The sequence below is a fragment of the Streptomyces sp. NPDC093097 genome (genome assembly GCF_044754325.1).
In the GTDB taxonomy this organism is placed as follows: Bacteria; Actinomycetota; Actinomycetes; order Streptomycetales; family Streptomycetaceae; genus Streptomyces.
In genome coordinates, this window is sequence record NZ_JBIVOW010000004.1 from 103,678 (window position 1) to 122,964 (window position 19,287).

At 70.8% G+C, this 19,287-nt stretch carries 7 protein-coding genes and 1 tRNA gene; 4 read left to right on the forward strand and 4 right to left on the reverse strand.

From position 1 onward, the window contains the following. The first annotated feature begins 147 nt into the window (after positions 1 to 147). Genes ACIQE0_RS08250 through drmB form a run of 4 tightly spaced genes read left to right on the forward strand, consistent with a single transcriptional unit; the run spans position 148 to position 11,925 of the window. Positions 148 to 4,911 carry a DEAD/DEAH box helicase gene (locus tag ACIQE0_RS08250; RefSeq protein WP_402329936.1) on the forward strand — a complete coding sequence of 1,588 codons (4,764 nt, stop codon included), beginning with the start codon at positions 148 to 150 and terminating at the stop codon, positions 4,909 to 4,911. Then, positions 4,908 to 6,809 carry a UvrD-helicase domain-containing protein gene (locus tag ACIQE0_RS08255; RefSeq protein WP_402329938.1) on the forward strand — a complete coding sequence of 634 codons (1,902 nt, stop codon included), beginning with the start codon at positions 4,908 to 4,910 and terminating at the stop codon, positions 6,807 to 6,809. The genes ACIQE0_RS08250 and ACIQE0_RS08255 overlap by 4 nt, the downstream gene beginning before the upstream one ends. Next, positions 6,806 to 10,063: a helicase-related protein gene (locus ACIQE0_RS08260; RefSeq protein ID WP_402329940.1), complete on the forward strand. Its 3,258-nt coding sequence runs from the start codon at positions 6,806 to 6,808 to the stop codon at positions 10,061 to 10,063. Before ACIQE0_RS08255 ends, ACIQE0_RS08260 begins: the two co-directional genes overlap by 4 nt. Next, the gene (drmB, locus tag ACIQE0_RS08265; protein ID WP_402329942.1) at positions 10,060 to 11,925 is read left to right on the forward strand and encodes a DrmB family protein; all 1,866 of its coding nucleotides are present in this window, start codon (positions 10,060 to 10,062) and stop codon (positions 11,923 to 11,925) included. Before ACIQE0_RS08260 ends, drmB begins: the two co-directional genes overlap by 4 nt. Before the next feature lie 453 nt (positions 11,926 to 12,378). Here the strand turns inward: drmB and ACIQE0_RS08270 are convergent. From ACIQE0_RS08270 to tmk, 4 genes are all read right to left on the reverse strand, one after another. After that, positions 12,379 to 12,452, reverse strand: a tRNA-Thr gene (locus ACIQE0_RS08270). Between the two features lie 121 nt (positions 12,453 to 12,573). Next, complete coding sequence (locus ACIQE0_RS08275; protein WP_402329943.1) at positions 12,574 to 14,175, reverse strand: alpha/beta hydrolase; 1,602 nt, start codon at positions 14,173 to 14,175, stop codon at positions 12,574 to 12,576. Positions 14,176 to 14,448: 273 nt separating this feature from the next. Then, positions 14,449 to 15,702 carry a DNA polymerase III subunit delta' gene (locus tag ACIQE0_RS08280; protein ID WP_402329945.1) on the reverse strand — a complete coding sequence of 418 codons (1,254 nt, stop codon included), beginning with the start codon at positions 15,700 to 15,702 and terminating at the stop codon, positions 14,449 to 14,451. A 242-nt stretch (positions 15,703 to 15,944) separates the two neighbouring features. Continuing rightward, positions 15,945 to 19,154: a dTMP kinase gene (gene tmk / locus ACIQE0_RS08285; protein ID WP_402329947.1), complete on the reverse strand. Its 3,210-nt coding sequence runs from the start codon at positions 19,152 to 19,154 to the stop codon at positions 15,945 to 15,947. Positions 19,155 to 19,287 lie beyond the last annotated feature (133 nt).

Here is a 19,287-nt window from a genome sequence, read left to right on the forward strand (position 1 = left end):
CGACTTCACCGTGAACCCTTCGCTTCACGAAGGCACTGTGGAAAACAACGCCCAGCGCCACGACGAACGCGGGCCGGCCGACGAGCCGGTGGCCGGCCCGCCGTTCGCCTTTTCGTCCGGATCTTGACACCCAGGAGTGCAGAAGCAGTGCCGTCATCGTCCTCTTCGATTGTTCAAACCGTTCTCGAACAGTCCTCGCGTGTCCTGCAGACTTACGCCGTGGACCCCGGTCTCGTAGCCGAGCACGCCAATGGTGAGCGCCGTATCACCCAGGGCGGATATGGCGATCGCCAGCTTTTCGAGCTCGTTCAGAACGCGGCAGATGAAATGGCCGGCGAGCCGAACGGGCGAGTTCACGTCGTCCTCACGGAAACCCACTTGTACTGCGCGAACGAGGGTAATCCGGTGACCCCGGAAGGCGCGGAGACAATTCTCCGAATGAGCATGTCGAAGAAGCGTGGCGGCCAGATCGGGCGTTTCGGGGTGGGCGTCAAATCGGTTCTCGTGGTGACCGACGCACCGGAATTCTTCAGCAGCACCGGAAGCTTCGGATTCGCCCGCGCCTGGTCGTACGAGCAGATCAGGGCCGTGCCCGGCGTGACGGCGCGCTACGGCCCGGAGTTCGACGCCCCCGTGCTGCGGATGGCCCGACCTCTGGACGTGCAGGCCGAGCGCGCTTCCGATCACGTCCTGAACGAGCTGCTGAACTGGGCCACCACCGTCGTTCGTCTGCCCCTGCTCCCGAAGGCGGACGACCGGCTGGGCCGGGACATGCACGGCGGACGTGCCAAGGACCACGGCGAGCCCCGCGAGGAATTCCCGGTCGGCTTCCAGCTCTTCTCGCCGCACGTCGCGAAGGTCGTGCTGGAGGACCGCCGGCCACGGCCCATGGCCCGTCGGACACTGACTGCCCAGCAGACCGGCGACCTGCACACCGTGGTCGAGGAGCGGACCGGGAAGGCCGTCGCCACCGATCGGTGGCGCGTGTTCACCACCACCCACGACCCCAGTCCGAGCGCCCGCGCGGACGCCGGAGAACTGCACGACCGGCTCTCGCTCGACCTCGCCTGGGGCGTCCCCGCCCTGGAGAAGGACCCGGAGAGCGGTCTGTACGTCAGCCCGCGATCGCGCGGACGCGGCAAGTTCTGGTCCTTCTTCCCGACCAAGTACGAGATGTCGCTGAGCGGCATCCTCAACGGCGCCTGGAAGACGAACGAGGACCGCCAGAATCTCCTCGACTCCTCTCCCTTCAACCAGGAGATGATCCGGGTGTCGGCGAAGCTGGTCGTCGACTCCCTCCCTGCCCTGGCACCCGAGGAGGACCCTGCCGCCTATCTCCCCCTGCTGCCCGGCCGAGTCAAGGAGGCGATCAGCTGGGCCGACGAGTTCCTGACCCGGGAGATCTGGGCCCGCATCGCGGACCGTCCGTCGCTGCCCGACCAGGACGGCGTCCTGCGCATCCCGACGGCGCTGAGGATCCACCCGCGCCTCGACAGGGACCTGAAAAAACTGTCCAGTTGGCTGCGGATGTGGCATGAGTGCCCCGGGCGCCCCTCGAACTGGCTTCATCCGAGTGCCGAGGCGGACGCCCTGCGCTCCGGAAAGGTCGAGCACATCATCAGCGCGGCCGGACATGAGCGGACTGATGTCCGGGAATGGCTGGAGGCTCTGGTCGAGAGCGGCACCCCCGAGGCGTCGGCGACAGCCGTTCGCATCCTCGCGGACATGATCGAGAACCGCTCTCCCTATGCCGAGGAGGCTCGCAAGGCCCACATCGTGCTCACCGAGGAGCACGGTCTTGTCGCCCCCGTGCACGGCAAGGTGTTCTGCCGTGCCGACCAGGGCGGCCTACGCGAGGCCCTGGTGTACGTGGTCGACGAGCTCGCCCAGGACCCATCGCTGGCTCACGCGCTCAACGTCCTGGGCATCCGGGAGGCCGATGTCGAGGGCCGGTTCGTCAGCGTCCTCGATCAGGGCTTCGGCCACTACGGCGACGCGGACTGGGAGCGGTTCTGGGAGCTGTTCCGTCAGGCGGGGGTGCGTCGGCTGGCCCACAAAGTCCTGGAGAGAGTGCCCACTCCGCGCTCGACGCTCCGGGTGCGAACCGCCGACGGTCGGTTCCGGCCGGTCGAGGACTGCATGCTGCCGGGTGTCGTGGCCGATGCGAAGCGCGACCCGAGCATCGCTGTCGACACGGAGTTCCACTCCGACGACACCCCCTTCTTCCCGCAGGTCGGCCTGCGGGAACGGCCGTCCGGTGGGGTCCGCCCTCAGGAGGACGAAGCGTGGTTCGTGGAGTACCGCGAAGCCCTCCACGCCGCCTACCTGCGCGGCCTGGACAGTCGCGCCCCGCGCCCTGCACTGAACCGGATGAAGGTCGAGGGCGCCGCGATCGGCGGCCCGCTCCACCTCTTCCGCGCCCTCTCCGAGGAATCCCGCGCCGCCTTCCTGAAAGTGCTGCCCGACGACGCCGTGGTGGACAACTGGACGCGCCAGATCGGCGCACAGACCAACACCCGACAGGCCGTGCCCTCGCCGATCCGATGGATGCTGAGGAAGTTCGGCACGATCGCCACCTCCCAGGGGATCAAGTCGCTCAAGGAGGCCGTCGGACCCCAGCTCGCCGACTACCGGGACGTGCTGCCGGTCGCCGACATCTCTCCTGAGAAGGCCCGCAGGCTGCGACTCCCGACCACCGTCGACGATGTTCCCGCCGACCAATGGGACACGCTCCTCGACGAAGTGACCCGCAGCGAGGACGACTCCTTCGTGGGCGCAACCTACGTGATGCTGACCCGGTTCGGTGCGGACTTCCCCGAGGACTCCCTGACCCGTTGCAGGATCGGCGACGCCTGGGGAGCCCGGCCCGACGGTGAGATCACCGTCGCCGTCGGAGCCGCTCAGTACCAGGCGCTGCGCGCCGAGCAGCTCCCGGCGCTGCTCGTACCGTCCGCCGACGACGCCGAGCTGATGATCGAGAAGTGGGGCATGCTCCGCTACGCCGACGTGATCAGCCTGGAGACGCGTGAAGTACCGGAGGGCGACCCCGTGCCGCTGGTCGAGCTGTTCCCTGCCCTGCGGCAGCGTCTGAACAGCGGGAACCGGAACAGCATGGTGCAACGGTGCAGCGAACTGGAAGAGGTCACCCGTACACCTAACGGCACGCACGCCTCGCCCCTGGACGCCGTGCGCCAGGACAGCACCGTCAAGGTCCGAGTTCCTCTGGACCCCGAGCCGATGCTGCGCCTGATCGACCGCGAACTCGGCCTGGGCCTCGGCGCAGCCGGTTGCCGTGCGGTGCTGGAGCACCAGGACCGTATGGCTCGGGACAGCGAGACGAAGGCGGCGCAGAAGGCCGTGCGCGAGGCCGCGGACGTGGTGGCCAAGATCGAGCTGCTGATCGGTGCCGACGCGCTCCGGACCGGCCTCCCCGAAGGATTGATGGAGGCCGAACTGCAGGCGACCGATGGCGTCGAGCCGTCCGGGCGCCGGATCGCGCAGATGGCGTTCAACGCGCACGGTGACGGAGTGCTCCAGCAGCATGCCCGGGACATCCAGGCACGCTTCCCCAACGCCCCGGTCGCATACGGAGGTTCGTCAGCGGCCATCGCGTTCGTCTCGGAACTGAGGCTGCCTGTCGCGTTCGCCGGTTCGAGGACCCCGTCTCCGCCCCCGTTCGAGACCGTCGAGGGCCCTCGAGACTTCCCGAGCCTCCACGAGTACCAGGAGGACCTGGTACGGAACATCTCCACCATGCTCGACCGACTGGCACCCCAGCGCGGCATGTTGTCGCTGCCGACCGGTGCCGGCAAGACCCGGGTCACCGCCGAGGCCGTGATCCGCTGGGTGAAACGGGTCGGCGACCCCAAGGGTCCGCTGCTATGGATCGCGCAGACCGAGGAGTTGTGCGAACAGGCCGTCCAGAGCTGGAAGTTCGTCTGGAGCAAGGTCGGCGCCGAACGGCCACTGACGATCAGTCGACTGTGGAGCACCAACGAGGTCGGGAACGTCGTCGACCACCCACACCTGGTGGTCGCCACCGACGCCAAGCTGGAGCGGTGCCTGGGCACCGACCAGTACACCTGGCTGCGCCAGGCCGCACTGGTGATCGCGGACGAGGCGCACACCGCCATCTCCAAGCGGTACACCGAAATCCTCGGCCAGTTGGGACTCACCCAGTACGAGACCGGCCGGCATCTGCTCGGCCTGACCGCCACCCCGTTCCGGAACACCAACGAAGAGGAGACCCGCCGCCTGGTCAGCCGCTTCGGCAATCGGCGACTCGACGAAGGAGTCTTCCCGTCGGGCGACCCGTATCGCGACCTCCAGGGCTGGGGGATGCTCGCCCAGGTCGAGCACCGCACCCTCGAGGGCGGTCGTATCGAACTCACACGGGACGAGAAGACACACGCCGATCGCATGGCCATGCTCTCCCGCTCCGCCGAACAACGGCTCGCCGACGACCACGCACGCAGTCGACGCATCGTCAATTCGGTGGCGGAACTTCCGGACGACTGGCCGACGTTGCTCTTCGCCACCTCCGTCGACCACGCCAAATATCTGGCAGCCATGCTCAACGACCAGAGTGTCCCATCCGCCGCCGTGGACTCGACGACCAGCACGCAGGACCGTCGCAATCGCATCGAGAACTTCCGAAGCGGACGCATCCGGGTCCTCACCAACTACGGTGTTCTCTCCCAGGGATTCGACGCTCCGGCCACTCGTGCCGTGGTCGTGGCCCGACCGGTCTACAGCACCAACGTGTACCAGCAGATGATCGGTCGCGGACTGCGCGGGCCACTGAACGGTGGCAAGGACAGCTGCCTGATCCTCAACGTCAGCGACAACATCGCCAACTTCGACACGCACCTCGCCTTCACTCAGTTCGAGCACCTCTGGAGCCGGAAGTGACCGACGTCTACCAGGACAGCCCCCCGCTCACCGAAGAGCAGCTGGCCGTGGTCGAACAGCCCTGGGACGCTCGTGTCCTGGTCACGGCGGGCGCTGGTGCCGGAAAGACCCACACGTTGGTACGCCGGCTCGACGCGCTGTGCGGTCACGAGGACCCCGAGCAGGCTCTGGAGGCCGCCGAGATCCTGGTGCTCACCTTCTCCCGGGCCGCCGCCCGGGAGCTGCGCGAACGGATCTCCCGGCACGGGGAACGAGCCCACCGAGTACGCGCCCGTACGTTCGACGCGTGGGCCTACGAGGTGCTCCTCCAGGCGCATCCGGACGACGAGTGGGGAGCGGTCGGCTTCGACGAGCGGATCTCCGCTGCGACCCGCGCGATCGAGAAGGGCGCGCTGGACGTCGGGGACGCGGTCCCACCCGCCCATGTCGTGATCGACGAAGTGCAGGACCTGCTGGGTGGGCGCCGCGAGTTGGTGGAGGCACTTCTCGACCGGTACCAGGACAGTTGCGGTTTCACCATCGTCGGCGATGCGGCCCAGTCCGTGTACGGCTTCCAGATCGAGGACCTGAGCGAACGCACCGACGAGACCGGTCGGTTCTTCGACTGGCTGCGCTGCTCCTACCCCGACGACTTGGTGGAGCTGCACCTCACCCGGAACTTCCGGGCCACGACCACCGAGGCCCGAGTCGCACTGGCGCTCGGCCCCCGTCTCCAGCAACTGAGCGATCCGGACGGGGCGGGAACGCTCTACGACGAACTGCGCGACCTCCTCCTGGATCCGGCGAACGGCATAGGCGGCCTGGACGATGAGCTCACCCTGACCAGCCTGCAGGAACTCTCCGACACTTGCGCCGTCCTCACCCGTGACAACCAGCAGGCACTCGTGGTCTCCGACCTGCTGCACGCACATGGCATCGATCACCGGCTGCGGCGCCCGTTGGAGGAGCGCCCGGTGCCGTACTGGGTGGCCGAGTTGCTGCGCCGCACGGAGGCGAACGTCCTCACCGAGGACCGGTTTCGTACACTCCTCGCGGAAATCCCTTTCCCGTACGAACCCGACGCCGCCCTGTGGACGGTGCTGCGTCGAGCCGCGCGCGGAGCGGGACGCAGTGTGCTCGATCTGGATCGGTTGCGCCGGGCGGTCGCCCAGGGCGGATTCCCCGACGAGGCGGCCGACCCGGAGACGGCCCGCATCGTCGTCTCGACGGTGCACCGGGCCAAGGGCCTGGAGTTCGACCGGGTGATCGTCCTGACACCACCGACCCTCGCCGAACTTCACAAGCGGTACCAGGACGAGCTGGACCTGCCCGCCGAGGCCCGCGCGCTCTACGTGGCGATGACACGTGCCCGCCAGGACCTGTACCACGTGGCCCTTTCCGAACTGCCGCTCTTCAGAAGGGCGGGGAATCAACGCAACGGCCGTCGCTACCTCGGATCGTGGCGCTCGTACGACAGGTACGGGATCGTCGCCGAGCGGGGCGACGTGAGCCGGGACGACCCGCCCGGCCAGGAGACCGACGCCGCCACCACCCAGGTGTATCTCCTGGAACAGGTCCGTCCCGGCCAGGAGGTGCTGCTGCGCAGGCGCCACGACCTGCCGATGGGCGAGGCGGAGAGCCCGCCGTACGTCCTGGTGCACGCAGGGCGGGAGATCGGCGAGGCGTCGCGGAGGTTTCGCGAGGAGTTGTTCCAGGTGCAGAAGGTGAACCGCACCTGGGACCCTTGGTGGCCCGACGAGATCCACGGCTTGCGGATCGACACCCTGGAAACCGTGACGGGCAGCACCGCCGCCGGCGCCAACGCCGGTCTCGGGGAGCGAGGCGTGTGGATCGCCCCTCGAATCACCGGCATCGGCCGGTACCGGAGAGCTGACAGCTACGAGGAGCAACACGCATGACGCAGGTGGCAGGCCGACACTCCGAGCACTACCGGGTCCGGGACGAGGAACTCCTCGTGGGACTCCGCCGTGAGCTCCTCGGCCCCGCCGAGGACGCCGTGCCGGACGATCGGGGCGAGGTGCTCACCCAGGACGCCCCGATCGACCGGTACCTGACCGGCGTGCTGTATCCGCGTGCCGCGGACAGGGCCGCGAAGGAGCAGCAGGACGACGGCGCCGGAGAACAGCAGGGTCTGGACGCCGCCCCTCTGCTCACCCGCGACGACGTCGAGGAGTCCGGCACCGCGCAGGAGGTCGGCGCCTCGGGGGACAGGCGCCCCTCCTCGATGGGTCTCACCTTCGCGGTCAGCCCGACCATAAGCAGTTCGATCGTGGTCTCGGCCCGCGCGGCCGTCTACGAGCCCACCGACGCCGACGGCAGGCGCGTCCCGGCCCGCCGTGCCGAGGCTCGTACCACCGCCGACCAGCGGGAGCGGTGGCTGCGCAAGGAACTCGCCCTCCCCGACCGGACCATCGACGTGACCGAGCCCGATCCGAAGATGACGATCGAACTCGCCCCGGAAGCCTCGTTGCACGTCAACGTCCGGCGTCTCGATCCGAACACCGGCACGGTCACGGTCACGGTCACGTTGATCAACACTCAGAAGGTCGGAGAATGGGACCTCCAGGACGCCTTCTCCCTGTTCCAGTGCGGTCTGACGGTCCGGGCCGCCGACGGCTCCACCGCGTTCGTCGAGCGTCCCGCCCCGGCGGCCGGCCATGACCCGGAGATCGCCACGAGTCGGTTGCTGCACCGCCACGCCCCGACCTTCGCGGTCGGCCACGGTTGCGCCGCCGAGTGGGACTGGACTCCGCAGCCGATCGGTATGACCGAAACCGAAACGCCCGCCGTCCCCGAGGTGCGGAGTCAGTTCGTGCCCAGCGTGGAGGTGCTGCTCACCGACTCCAACCCGGAGATCGACAGTTCGGCGCTGTCCATGCTGGGGCTGGCCGAGCAGTCCGATGCCGAGGTCCTGGCCGCTCTGGAAGGTCTCGCCACGGGTTACGAGTACTGGATCGACAGCAAGTCGGCCGAGGCGGACGCTCTGACGAGCGGTCCCCACGAGACGCCCGCGCGGGACCAGGTGACGGCCTGCCGCGAGGCGCTCGACCGAATACGTGAGGGCATCGAGCTGCTGCGGACCAAACCCGATCTCATGCACGCGTTCCGTCTCGCGAACCGCGCCATGGCAGACCAGCGGGCCCGCAGCAAGTGGGTGAAGGACGGACGCGTCGGGGCTCCCGACCCGGCCGCCGGCCACTGGCGCCCCTTTCAGATCGCATTCGTGCTGCTCTGCCTGGCCGGCATCGACGACCGCGAGCACCACGACCGGCAGATCTCCGACCTGTTGTGGTTCCCCACCGGTGGTGGCAAGACGGAGGCCTACCTCGGGCTGATCGCCTTCACGTCGTTCCTGCGTCGGATCCGCAAGGGTGCGGGCGGTGGCGGTGTCACCGTCCTCATGCGCTACACGCTGCGGTTGCTCACCCTCCAGCAGTTCGAGCGCGCGGCGATCCTGCTCTGTGCCATGGAGCGCATGCGGCGCCGGACGCCCGAGTTGGGCCATGAGGAGTTCTCCGTCGGCATGTGGGTGGGGCGTTCGGCCACCCCCAACACGCTGGCCGTGGCAGGCCTGAAGCTCGATGAGCTGCAAAGGAATCTCGACAAGCGCCTCGCCACCGAGAATCCCGTCCAGCTACACGCCTGCCCCTGGTGCGGGACCCGCCTCGACGCACGGAACTACGAAGCCGACGAGGAAGCCAAGCGGATGCATGTCCGATGCCCCGGCGCGGACTGCGACTTCACCGACGGCCTGCCCGTCCATCTGGTCGATGAGGCGGTGTACGACGCACGGCCGACCCTGGTGATCGCCACTGTCGACAAGTTCGCGTCGATGCCATGGCGCCCGGCGACCTCCGCGCTCTTCAACCGCGACGACGCCTCGGAGGGCGGCACCCCTCCCCCAGAGCTGATCGTCCAGGACGAACTCCACTTGATCTCCGGCCCGTTGGGTACGCTCACCGGCCTCTACGAGACCGCCGTGGACGCACTCGCCGACCGGCCCAAGGTGATCGCCTCCACGGCGACCATCCGTCGCGCCGCCGATCAGGGCCGCCACCTCTTCGCCCGCGGAGTGCGGCAGTTCCCGCCCGCCGGTCTGGACGCCCGCGACTCGTGGTTCGCCGTGGAGACCCCGCGCGAGGAAAAGGCGAGCCGCCGCTACGTCGGCCTCCTGGCCCCCGGCACCAGCCAGTCCACCCTCCTGATCCGCACGTACGCCACCCTGCTACACCGGGCCCAGCAGGCGAAGACGGAGGACGAGGTGCGCGACGCGTACTGGAGCCTCGTCGGCTACTTCAACAGCCTCCGGCTGCTGTCCGCGGCCGAACTCCAGGTCCATGACGACGTGGTGGCCTATCTGGAGATGCTCGCCGAGCGCGAGGGGGTGGAAGTCCGCTCGGTCGCCAACTATTCGGAGCTGACGAGTCGTATCGACGCCAGCGAGATCCCCACCCGCCTCAAGGGCATCGAGAAGCGGCTGCCCGGCGATGACGTCGTGGACGTCCTCCTGGCCACCAACATGATCGCGGTCGGCGTGGACGTGGATCGTCTCGGTCTCATGGCCGTGATGGGCCAGCCGCAGACGACCGCCGAGTACATCCAGGCCACCAGTCGGGTCGGCCGCGCGCACCCCGGGCTGGTCGCGGTCATGCTCAACTCGACCCGATCCCGGGACCGTTCCCACTACGAGAGCTTCCAGCATTTCCACTCCGCCCTGTACCGCGAGGTCGAGTCCACCTCCATCACCCCGTTCTCCGCCCGGGCCCGCGACCGAGGCCTGCACGCGGTGATCGTCGCCCTCGCCCGCATCATGATCCCGGCCGCTCGACCCAATGAGGGTGCCGGCCAGGTCGAGTCGTACGAACACGTGCTCCGGGGGCGTATCAAGTCGATCCTCCTGGGGCGCGTGGAGGCGGTCACCAGGGAGGAGACCGGAGCCGTGTCGCAGGCCTTCGACGAGTTCGTCGAGTGGTGGTGCACCGAGGCCGACATCCACAACGGCCTGCTGTTCGAGCCTCAGAGGGGCAGTCGTACCCCTTCGCTCCTGAAGGCGTACGACGACGAGTCACAGGATGCCGAGGCATGGTCCACGTTGTGGAGCCTGCGCGACGTCGACGCCGAGACCGCCCTGTTCATGGAGGGAACCCGATGACCCCACCCCGCACCCGCCGTCGCCGGACCGGCGCGAACGGCGCCGCGCCCGCCCACAACCTTCCGCGGCGTGGTGCGGTCCGCCGCGCCCAGGCGATCACCACGTACGGCGTCGGGTCGCTCATCGCCGTCGACCACGAGTCCTTCATCGTCTCGGGACTCGACGAGGCCGAGCAGAGCTGGAGCCATGATGAGTCCCCAAGGATCCACGAACGGCGCCTGGCCCGAGTGCTCGACGTCGACTACTTCCGGCCGCCGCCCGCTTCCGACGACACCAGCAAGGACGGTCTCCGGGTCCGACGATTCCCCTTGATGCACTTCTGCCCCGAGTGCAACGACCTGCAACGGCACCGCGACTTCAACGCGCCTGCCGGGCGAAGCGTCTGCGGCACGTGCGAGGTCGACCTGGTCCCCTCCCGTTTCGTCGTCGCCTGCGAGGCCGGCCACCTGGGCGAGTTCCCGTACTGGCAGTGGGTGCACCGCTCCACGGACCGTGGTGCCACGAGGGCGGCACAGTGCGGTGGGAAGCTCAAGATACGCACGTCCGGGCGCACATCCTCACTCCGCTCCATTCTCGTCTCCTGCGCCTGTGGGCAGGCTCCCGAGGTGTCGATGGAGGGTTCCTTCCGCAGGAGTGCGCTCAAGGATCTGGGCCTCAAGTGTCAAGGAACCCGCCCGTGGCTCGGTTCGTCCGTCCCCGCTCAGGAGTGCGGACTCCCTCTGCGCACACTTCAGCGAGGTTCGTCGGCCTTGTGGCAGCCGGTGCTGAAGTCGGCGCTCTCCATCCCGCCGTGGAGCGACGGCCGCTCGGATCCGCTCGCCGAACACTGGGCAGCGCTCCGTGAGTACGACGCACGCGAGCAAGTCGAGATCTATCTCAAAGGTGCTTTCAAGGGAAAGTGCCCGGTACCGCTGGACGAGGTGATGGCGCTCCTCGACGCGGAGCGCGAGGAGGACTCCGACAGCGAGACGGCCCCCACCTTCGACCACCGCTACCGCGCGCTGCGCAACAAGGAGTACGAGCGTCTCCGCGCGGGCAACGACGAGAGCGAGCACTCCCGCAGCGAGCAGTTCGTCTGTGAGGCCCCGCTGGGCGACCAGAGCGTGCTCGACCCGCTCGGCGTCACCGGCCCGATGCTGGTCAAGAAGCTTCGCGAGGTGCGCGCCCTGAAGGCGTTCACCCGGCTCGTCGACGCCGAGTCGGCCATCGACTCCACGGAGATGCCGCTGTCGGAACGTCCCCTGCGCTGGCTCCCGGCCATGGAGGTGCGGGGCGAGGGAGTCTTCCTCCGATTGGACGAGGACCGACTCGGCGCCTGGGAAAAGAGCGTGGCGGTGGCAGCCCGAGTCGAGCGGATGCGTACCGCCCACCAGCGGGTGCTCGAGCAGCGGGCCGATGACCCGAGCAGGGCCGTCCCCTCCCCCGCAACCCCTCGCATGGTGCTGCTGCACACGCTGGCCCACGTCCTCATCAACGAGTGGAGTCTGGAGGCGGGTTACCCGGCCGCGGCCCTTCGCGAGCGCCTGTACGCCGCCGACGACATGGCCGGGGTACTCGTCTACACGGCGACGAGCGACTCGGCGGGCAGCCTGGGTGGTCTGGTCGCCCAAGGTGAACCAGAGACTCTCGGTCGTACGGTGCGTTCGGCCGTCCGCCGTGCCGAGTGGTGTTCCTCGGACCCGCTCTGTATGGAGACCGAGGCGTCCGGTGCCGGCGGAATCAACCTGGCGGCCTGCCACGCCTGCGTGATGCTGCCGGAGACGAGTTGTGAGCACAACAACATCCTGCTCGACCGCGCCCTGCTCGTCGGTACCCCCGACGACCCTCGACTCGGGTACTTCGAGGGCGTCCTGGGGCAGTGACGTCGAATCATCCGCAATGGCGCCGATGGTGATCCGACACGTGCCGCTCTCCCGGCTTCGGAGCCAGAGGAACTGCCCCAACAGCTCCGAAAGTCGGTAGAGCGCAGCCCGGAGCGTCAAGTCGCTCACTTCGCAATACGCTCTGCCTCCGCATCGAAGCGCAACTGGGCCCGGTCGCGGGACCTCGTCCGCGTCATGGCCATGCACCCGAAGCCAATGAAGGAGGTCAGCGATGGCCTCGACCGCAGTCGTCTCGGCAACGGTGGTCATCAACCTGTTCGACGCGGCCGGACGTACAGGCTGCCGCACTTCGTAAGAAACCGCCCAAGAAGTAGGCCACCGGCTCCCTCCGCTCACGCAAGTCATCCCACGGCGCCCCGGCCGTGTGACGCGTCACACCCCGAGCAACGCAAAACCCCAGGTCACGCAGTACATGACCTGGGGTTTCAGGTGAGCCGCCTTCGGGATTCGAACCCGAGACCTACGCATTACGAGTGCGTTGCTCTGGCCAACTGAGCTAAGGCGGCGTGGTGCGCGGCCCAGTCTACACAGGAGCAGGGGGTGCTCTGTACTCGGTTCCGGAGGGGGCCCTGGTGGGGGCGGGTGAGGCGGGCGGAGTGGGCGGAATAGACCGATATGGGGTGTGGGTCAGGTGCAGCGCTTGTTCTTGGCGGGTGGGGTGCCTTCGAGGAGGAAGGTGTTGATGGCGGTGTCGATGCAGTCGCTGCCGCGGCCGTAGGCGGTGTGGCCGTCGCCGACGTAGGTGAGGAGGGTGGCGCTGGAGAGCTGGGCGGCCAGCCCCTTGGCCCAGGCGTACGGGGTGGCCGGGTCGCGGGTGGTGCCGACGACCACGATCGGGGCGGCGCCCTTGGCCGGGATGCGGCGGGCCGTGCCGGTGGGCTTGACCGGCCAGTAGGCGCAGTTCAGGGCGTTCCAGGCGAAGTTGTCGCCGAAGACCGGGGATGCCTTGCGGAAGGCCGGCAGGGCGGCGCGGACCTGGTCGGGGCTGGTGAAGGGCGCGGGGAGGTCGAGGCAGTTGACGGCCGGGTTGGCGTACATCTGGTTCGCGTAGTGGCCCGAGGCGCTGCGCTCGTAGTAGCTGTCCGACAGGGCGAGCAGGGCACGGCCGTTGCCGTCCTTGGCCTGGGCGATGGCGGTGCGCAGCAGGGACCAGGCACCCTCGTCGTACATGGCGGCGATGACGCCGGTGGTGGCCAGGGACTCGGTGAGCTTGCGGTCCTGGCCGGTGGGCACCGGGTGGGTGTCCAGCTTCTTGAAGAGGGCGGAGAGCTGCCGACCGGCGTCCGCGGCGCTCTTGGTGCCGAGCGGGCAGTCCTGCCTCTTCACGCAGTCCGTGGCGAACGCGGTGAAGGCGGTGTTGAAGCCGGCGGTCTGTTCGAGGTTGACGGTGCGGGAGTCCAGCGACGGGTCCGTCGCACCGTCGAGGACCAGGCGACCGGAACGGGTCGGGAAGAGGCCGGCGTAGGTCGCGCCGAGGAAGGTGCCGTAGGAGGCGCCGACATACGTCAGCTTCTGGTCGCCGAGGACCGCGCGCAGGATGTCCATGTCGCGGGCCGCCTCGATGGTGGAGACGTGCGGCAGCAGCTTGCCGGAGCGGGCCTCGCAGCCCTCGGCGAAGTTGCGGTAGGCGGTGACGAGCTTGCCGACCTCGGCGGGGGTGTCGGGGGTGGTGTCGATCTGGGTGAAGTGGTCCATCTGGCGGTCGGTGAGGCACTCGACCGGTTCGCTGCGGGCCACGCCGCGCGGGTCCATCGCGACCATGTCGTACCGCGCGCGGACCGCGGCCGGCTGGGGCGCGTACTGCTGGAGGTAGTCGATCGCCGAACCGCCGGGGCCGCCCGGATTGACCAGGAGGGAGCCGATCCGGGGGCCGGGGCCGGTGGCCTTCTTGCGGGCCACCGCCAGCTTCAGGTCGGTGCCCGGGTCGGGCTTGTCGTAGTCCAGGGGCGCCTTCATCGTCGCGCACTGGAAGCCGGCCACACCGCAGTCGTGCCAGCTCAGCCGCTGGTCGTAGTACGGGCGAAGAGCAGTCGGGACGACGGCGGGAAGCGGCTCCAGGGGCGAGCCGTCGGACGCCGGGAGCCCGGCGCCGGCCTCCGTCGAACGGCCCGGGGCAGCACCGCCAGGGGACGGGCCGCCCGACGAGCAGCCGGAGATCATCAGGGCGAGGGCCGCGGTCGCAGCGGCCGCGGCGGCGGTGGTCGAGCGGAACAGGCGGCTGGGCGGCATGGCGGTCCCTCGGTGTCGGTCCCGGGTGGAGATGGTCCCGGTGGTGGCCGGCGTGACGGTCGTTCCTGGTGGCGGCGCCTCGGCGGGTGAGGCTCCTGGCTCCCCGGCCCCGGCTGGGCGGTTCGAGGTCACCAACGGAGCGTATCCAGAGATGAACGGTGTGTGCGCGGTGATCGGGCGACCGGACGTCACGAGGGGGAGCAGGACGGCGGGCGGAGCGGCGCGCGGTCGGCCCGGCCGAGCAAAACCCGCCAGGAGGCCGGGGCAGCCCCGTCAGCCGGCCCGGAGGGCGACGGTCATGGCCTCGACGGCGAGCAGGGGGGCGACGTTGCGCGACAGGGCCTCCCGGCAGGCGATCACCGCTTCTATGCGGCGCAGGGTGCGCTCGGGGGTGGAGGTGCCGGCGATGCGCTGGACGCTGTCGCGGACCTCGTCGTTGGCGAGCGGGACACCGGCGGCCATCTGGACGGCGAGGACGTCGCGGTAGAAGCCGGTGAGGTCGACCAGGGCGAGGTCGAGGCTGTCGCGCTGGGTGCGGGTGGCGCGGCGCTTCTGCCTGTCCTGGAGCTCCTTCATGGCGCCCGCGGTGCCGCGGGGCAGCCGGCCGCCGGTGCCGGCCGCGGCGCCGAGGGCGGCCCGCAGCTCCTCGGTCTCCTTGGCGTCGACCTCCTCGGCGACCTGCTTGGCGTCCTCGCCGGCGGCGTCGATCAGCTCCTGGGCGGCCTTGAGGCAGCCGCCGATGTCGTCGATGCGGAGGGGGAGCTTCAGGACGGCGGCGCGGCGGGCCCGGGCCCGCTCGTCGGTGGCGAGCCGGCGGGCCCGGTCGATGTGCCCCTGGGTGGCGCGGGCGGCGCGGTCGGCGGTCTCCGGGTCGATGCCGTCGCGCCGTACGAGGACGTCGGCGACCGCGCCGATCGGGGGCGTGCGCAGCGACAGATGGCGGCAACGGGAGCGGATCGTGGGCAGGACGTCCTCGATGGAGGGGGCGCAGAGGAGCCAGACCGTGCGGGGGGCGGGCTCCTCGACGGCCTTGAGGAGCACGTTGCCCGCGCCCTCGGTGAGGCGGTCGGCGTCCTCCAGGACGATCACCTGCCAGCGGCCGCCGGCCGGGGAGAGCGAGGCCCGGCGGACCAGGTCGCGGGTCTCCTTCACGCCGATGGAGAGCAGGTCGGTGCGGACGATCTCGACGTCGGCGTGGGTGCCGACCAGGGTGGTGTGGCAGCCGTCGCAGAAGCCGCAGCCGGGTGTACGGCCGGCGTCGAGGGCGAGCGAGGCGTCGGAGCACTGGAGGGCGGCCGCGAAGGCGCGGGCGGCGGTGGCCCGGCCGGACCCGGGCGGGCCGGTGAACAGCCAGGCGTGCGTCATCTGGGAGGCGCCGCTCCGCTCCGCGGCCTCCCCCTGCGGCTCATCGGGCCGCGACTCCTGCGTGGCGGCCTCCGCGGCCACGAGGGCGTGCGCATCGCGTGCGGCCGCGGCGAGCTGCTCCGTCACCCGCTCCTGGCCGACCACGTCGTCCCATACCGCCATCGCTGCTGCCGTCCTGTCCGTTCCGCCGGTGCTGCCCGGGGCGCCGCACGCGTCCGCGGACCGTGCGGCGGTGGCTCGGCCGTCCCGACCCGGCCGTCCTGACCCGCGCCCCACCCATTGTCGTGCACCCCACTGACAACCCGCGCCGGGCGCCCGTGACGACGAACGGAGAACGGCCGTGGCCGCGGCGCTCGCGCGCTGCGGCCACGGCCGTTCATGCCGGGACTTCGGAGCCGGTCCGGTCAGTCGCGCCGGCCCCGGCGGCGGCCCTTGCCGCCCGTCCCGTGGTCGGTGTCCTCGTCCGCCTGCCGGCCCAGGAGCTCGTCGGCGAGCGTCGGCAGGTCGTCCAGCGGGGTCTCCTCGGCCCACTCCGGACGGGGACGGCTGCGCCGCGGGGGCTCCGCGGGGCGGCCGGTCTCCGGATCGACCTGCGGAAGCTCCCGGGTCCGCTCGACGCCGTGCTCGGCCGCTCCGGCGTTCCCGCCCGCGCCCTGCTCCTCGGCGAACATCCACGGCGGCACCCGGTCTCCCGCATGGCCCTCCCGGACGGACGGCAGGACGGTGGTCTCCTCGGAGTCCGCGCCGCCTGCCTGGTGGCCGCCCCGGGCCTCGTCCCGTACGGACGGCAGGACCGCGGTCTCGTCCGCCGGGCCGTGCGCGCTCTCCGCCTCGGGCCGCGGCAGCGCCGTCGTCCGCTCGCTGTCCGGGTCGCCGGCGGAGCCCCTGCCGGAGCCCGCGTCACCGGAATCGGCACCGCCCTCCGTGGCCATCCGCTTCCGCAGCTGCGTCACATCCGTCTCGGCGGTCGGCGCGTCGGCCGCCGCGGCCGACTCCGTACGGGCCCGGGCCTCGGCCGCCGCCGTCTCCGCGGCCGCCGCGATCCGGGCCTCCTCGGCGCGCAGCAGCGCCTCCTCGGCCTTGCGCTGCTTCTCCAGGCGCCGCTCCTCGGCCTCCTGGCGCAGCCGCGCCTGCTCCTCGTGCAGCTGGCGCAGCCGCTCCTGCTCGTCCTTGCGGGCCTTCTCCTCCGCCTCGCGGCGGCGGCGCTCCTCCTCGGCGGCCCGGCGGGCCTCCTCGGCGCGCTTGCGGGCCTCCTCGGCCTGGCGGGCGGCCTCCCGGGCCTTGGCCTCCTCGGCCTCCCGCCGCTTGCGCTCCTCTTCCTCGGCGCGCAGCTTGGCGAGCTGCTCCTCGAGCTCGCGCTCCCGGCGCTCCTCCTCCGCCTTGCGCGCGGCCTCCTCCTCGGCCTTGCGGCGGGCCTCCTCCTCGGCGCGCTTGCGGGCCTCCTCCTGGGCCTTGACCTCGGCCTCGGACAGCGGCAGCACCTGGTCCAGCCGGTGGCGGACGACGGTGGTGATGTCCGCCGGCTCCTGGGCCGCGTCGACGACCAGATAGCGCGCGGGGTCGGCGGCGGCCAGGGCCAGGAAGCCGGCCCGGACCCGCTGGTGGAACGCGGCGGGCTCGGACTCCATGCGGTCCGGCGCCTCGGTGAACCGCTCGCGGGCCGCCTCCGGGGCGATGTCCAGCAGCACGGTCAGGTGCGGGACCAGGCCGACCGTCGCCCAGCGGTTGATCCGGGCGATCTCCGTGGGCGCGAGGTTGCGGCCCGCGCCCTGGTAGGCCACGGACGAGTCGATGTAGCGGTCGGTGATCACCACCGCGCCGCGCTCCAGCGCGGGGCGGACGACGCTGTCGATGTGCTCGGCGCGGTCGGCGGCGAACATCAGCGCCTCGGCGCGGTCGGACAGCCCGGACGTGGACACGTCCAGGATGATCGAGCGCAGTCGCTTGCCGATCGCCGTGGCACCCGGCTCCCGGGTCACCACGACCTCGTGGCCCTTGCCGCGGATCCACTCCGCCAGCGCCTCGACCTGGGTGGACTTCCCGGCCCCGTCGCCGCCCTCCAGGGCGATGAAGAACCCGGTGGTCGCCGTTGCCTGCGCCGGGTCCCCGCCGCGCACCGCCTCCTGGAGGTCGTGCCGCAGCGGGACGCCCTGCCGGTCGTCGGTCTTGCCCAGCACCCACGCGGCGACCGGCAGCAGCAGCGCGCCGACCAGCATCAGGGTGTACGCGGCGCCGCCGTGCGCGAAGACGAAGGCGCCGCCGCCCAGATGGTGCGGGCCGATCACCGCGGCCAGCAGGGGCGCGACGATCGCGGCCACCCCGATGGCGAGCCGGACGACGGCCTGGAGGTGCTCGGTCGTCCGGGCGCTGCGGGACTCCTCGGTCTCCAGGTCCAGCAGGGCGTGGCCCGTGTTGGCGGCGATGCCGGCGCTGACGCCGGCGAGCAGCGCGAGCAGCAGCACCGTGGTGGTGTCCGGGACCAGCCCCATGGCCAGCAGCAGCAGACCCGTGACGGCCACCGCCAGGGCGAGCAGCCGACGCCGGGAGAATCCGGGCAGCACCTTGCGGGCGCTGCGGATGCCCAGGGCCGTGCCGCCGCTGAGCGCGAGCACCAGCAGTGCGTAGCCGGCCGGTCCGGCGCCCAGGTCGACCGCGTGCAGGACGACGAGCGAGGCGGCCGCGGCGATCGCGGCGGCCACCGCGGCGCAGGCCAGCACCAGCAGCGGAAGGGCGCCGGTGCGGCCCCGTTCGGCCGCGGCCGAGGTGATCTTCGGGCGGCGCAGGCCCTCCAGGGGCGAGCGCGGCCGCGGCGTCTGCCCACCGGGCAGCGCGATGAAGTAGAGGATCGAGACGGACGCGGCGAACAGTCCGGCCGCCAGATACGAGCCGAGGGCCGCCTGGTGCAGGTGGAACCACTCGACGCCGATCCCCAGCAGCTTCCCGATCAGCGCACACACCAGCAGGGCGGCGGCCGCGAGCGGCACGGCGACGAAGCCGGTGCGCAGCGACAGCCGGCGCAGCGCGTCCAGGTTGTCGGGCAGCGGCCGGATGGCGGCGCCCTCCGGCGGGGGCGCGGGCAGCAGGGCCGGCGCGGCGCTCTCCCGGGCCACGGTCCAAAAGCGCTCGGCGACGCCGGTGACGAAGACCGTCACCAGCAGCCAGGCCAGGGCGCTGGTGGGCGTCCAGTCGATCCACAGGGGGGCGATGACCAGCAGTGCGATCCGCAGTCCGTCCGCGGCGATCATCGTCCAGCGGCGGTCCAGCGGCCCGTCGGGCGCCGTGAGCGCGGACAGCGGCCCCAGCAGGACGGCTCCGAAGAGGAGCGTCGCCAGGACCCGGACGCCGAAGACGGCGGTGACCGCGAGGGCGGCGCCACGGTAGCCACCGCCGAACACGGCCTGGCCGCCCAACGGCACGTATTGCGCCGCCTGAAGGCCGAGGAGCACCAGGACAAGCAAGGACAGGGCATCGCCGACACCCCCTACGAGCTGGGCACTCCACAGTCGCTTCAGCGGGGGGAAGCGCAGCAGGGCTCGTACCGCACGCTCGCGGGAATCGGCTGCGAGGGCGTCTGACGTGGGGGTCACGACCGTTGGCTGCTCGGTACGCGTCATCTCGCCAGCCTATCGGGACACGGCACTCCACCGGGCGCCCGCCCGAACAGATGGGCGGATACGTGGGCGGGCCGGCGGAGCGCATCCGCCCGCCTGCCCGCCCACGTTCCGCGCCGGACCGCCCCGGACCACA

What these genes read in the sequence shown, in the direction of transcription:
- ACIQE0_RS08260 (WP_402329940.1), top strand. Translation starts at nt 6,806, where the DNA reads ATGACGCAGGTGGCAGGCCGACACTCCGAGCACTACCGGGTCCGGGAC.
- drmB (WP_402329942.1), top strand. Translation starts at nt 10,060, where the DNA reads ATGACCCCACCCCGCACCCGCCGTCGCCGGACCGGCGCGAACGGCGCC.
- ACIQE0_RS08275 (WP_402329943.1), bottom strand. Translation starts at nt 14,175, where the DNA reads ATGCCGCCCAGCCGCCTGTTCCGCTCGACCACCGCCGCCGCGGCCGCT.
- ACIQE0_RS08280 (WP_402329945.1), bottom strand. Translation starts at nt 15,702, where the DNA reads ATGGCGGTATGGGACGACGTGGTCGGCCAGGAGCGGGTGACGGAGCAG.
- tmk (WP_402329947.1), bottom strand. Translation starts at nt 19,154, where the DNA reads ATGACGCGTACCGAGCAGCCAACGGTCGTGACCCCCACGTCAGACGCC.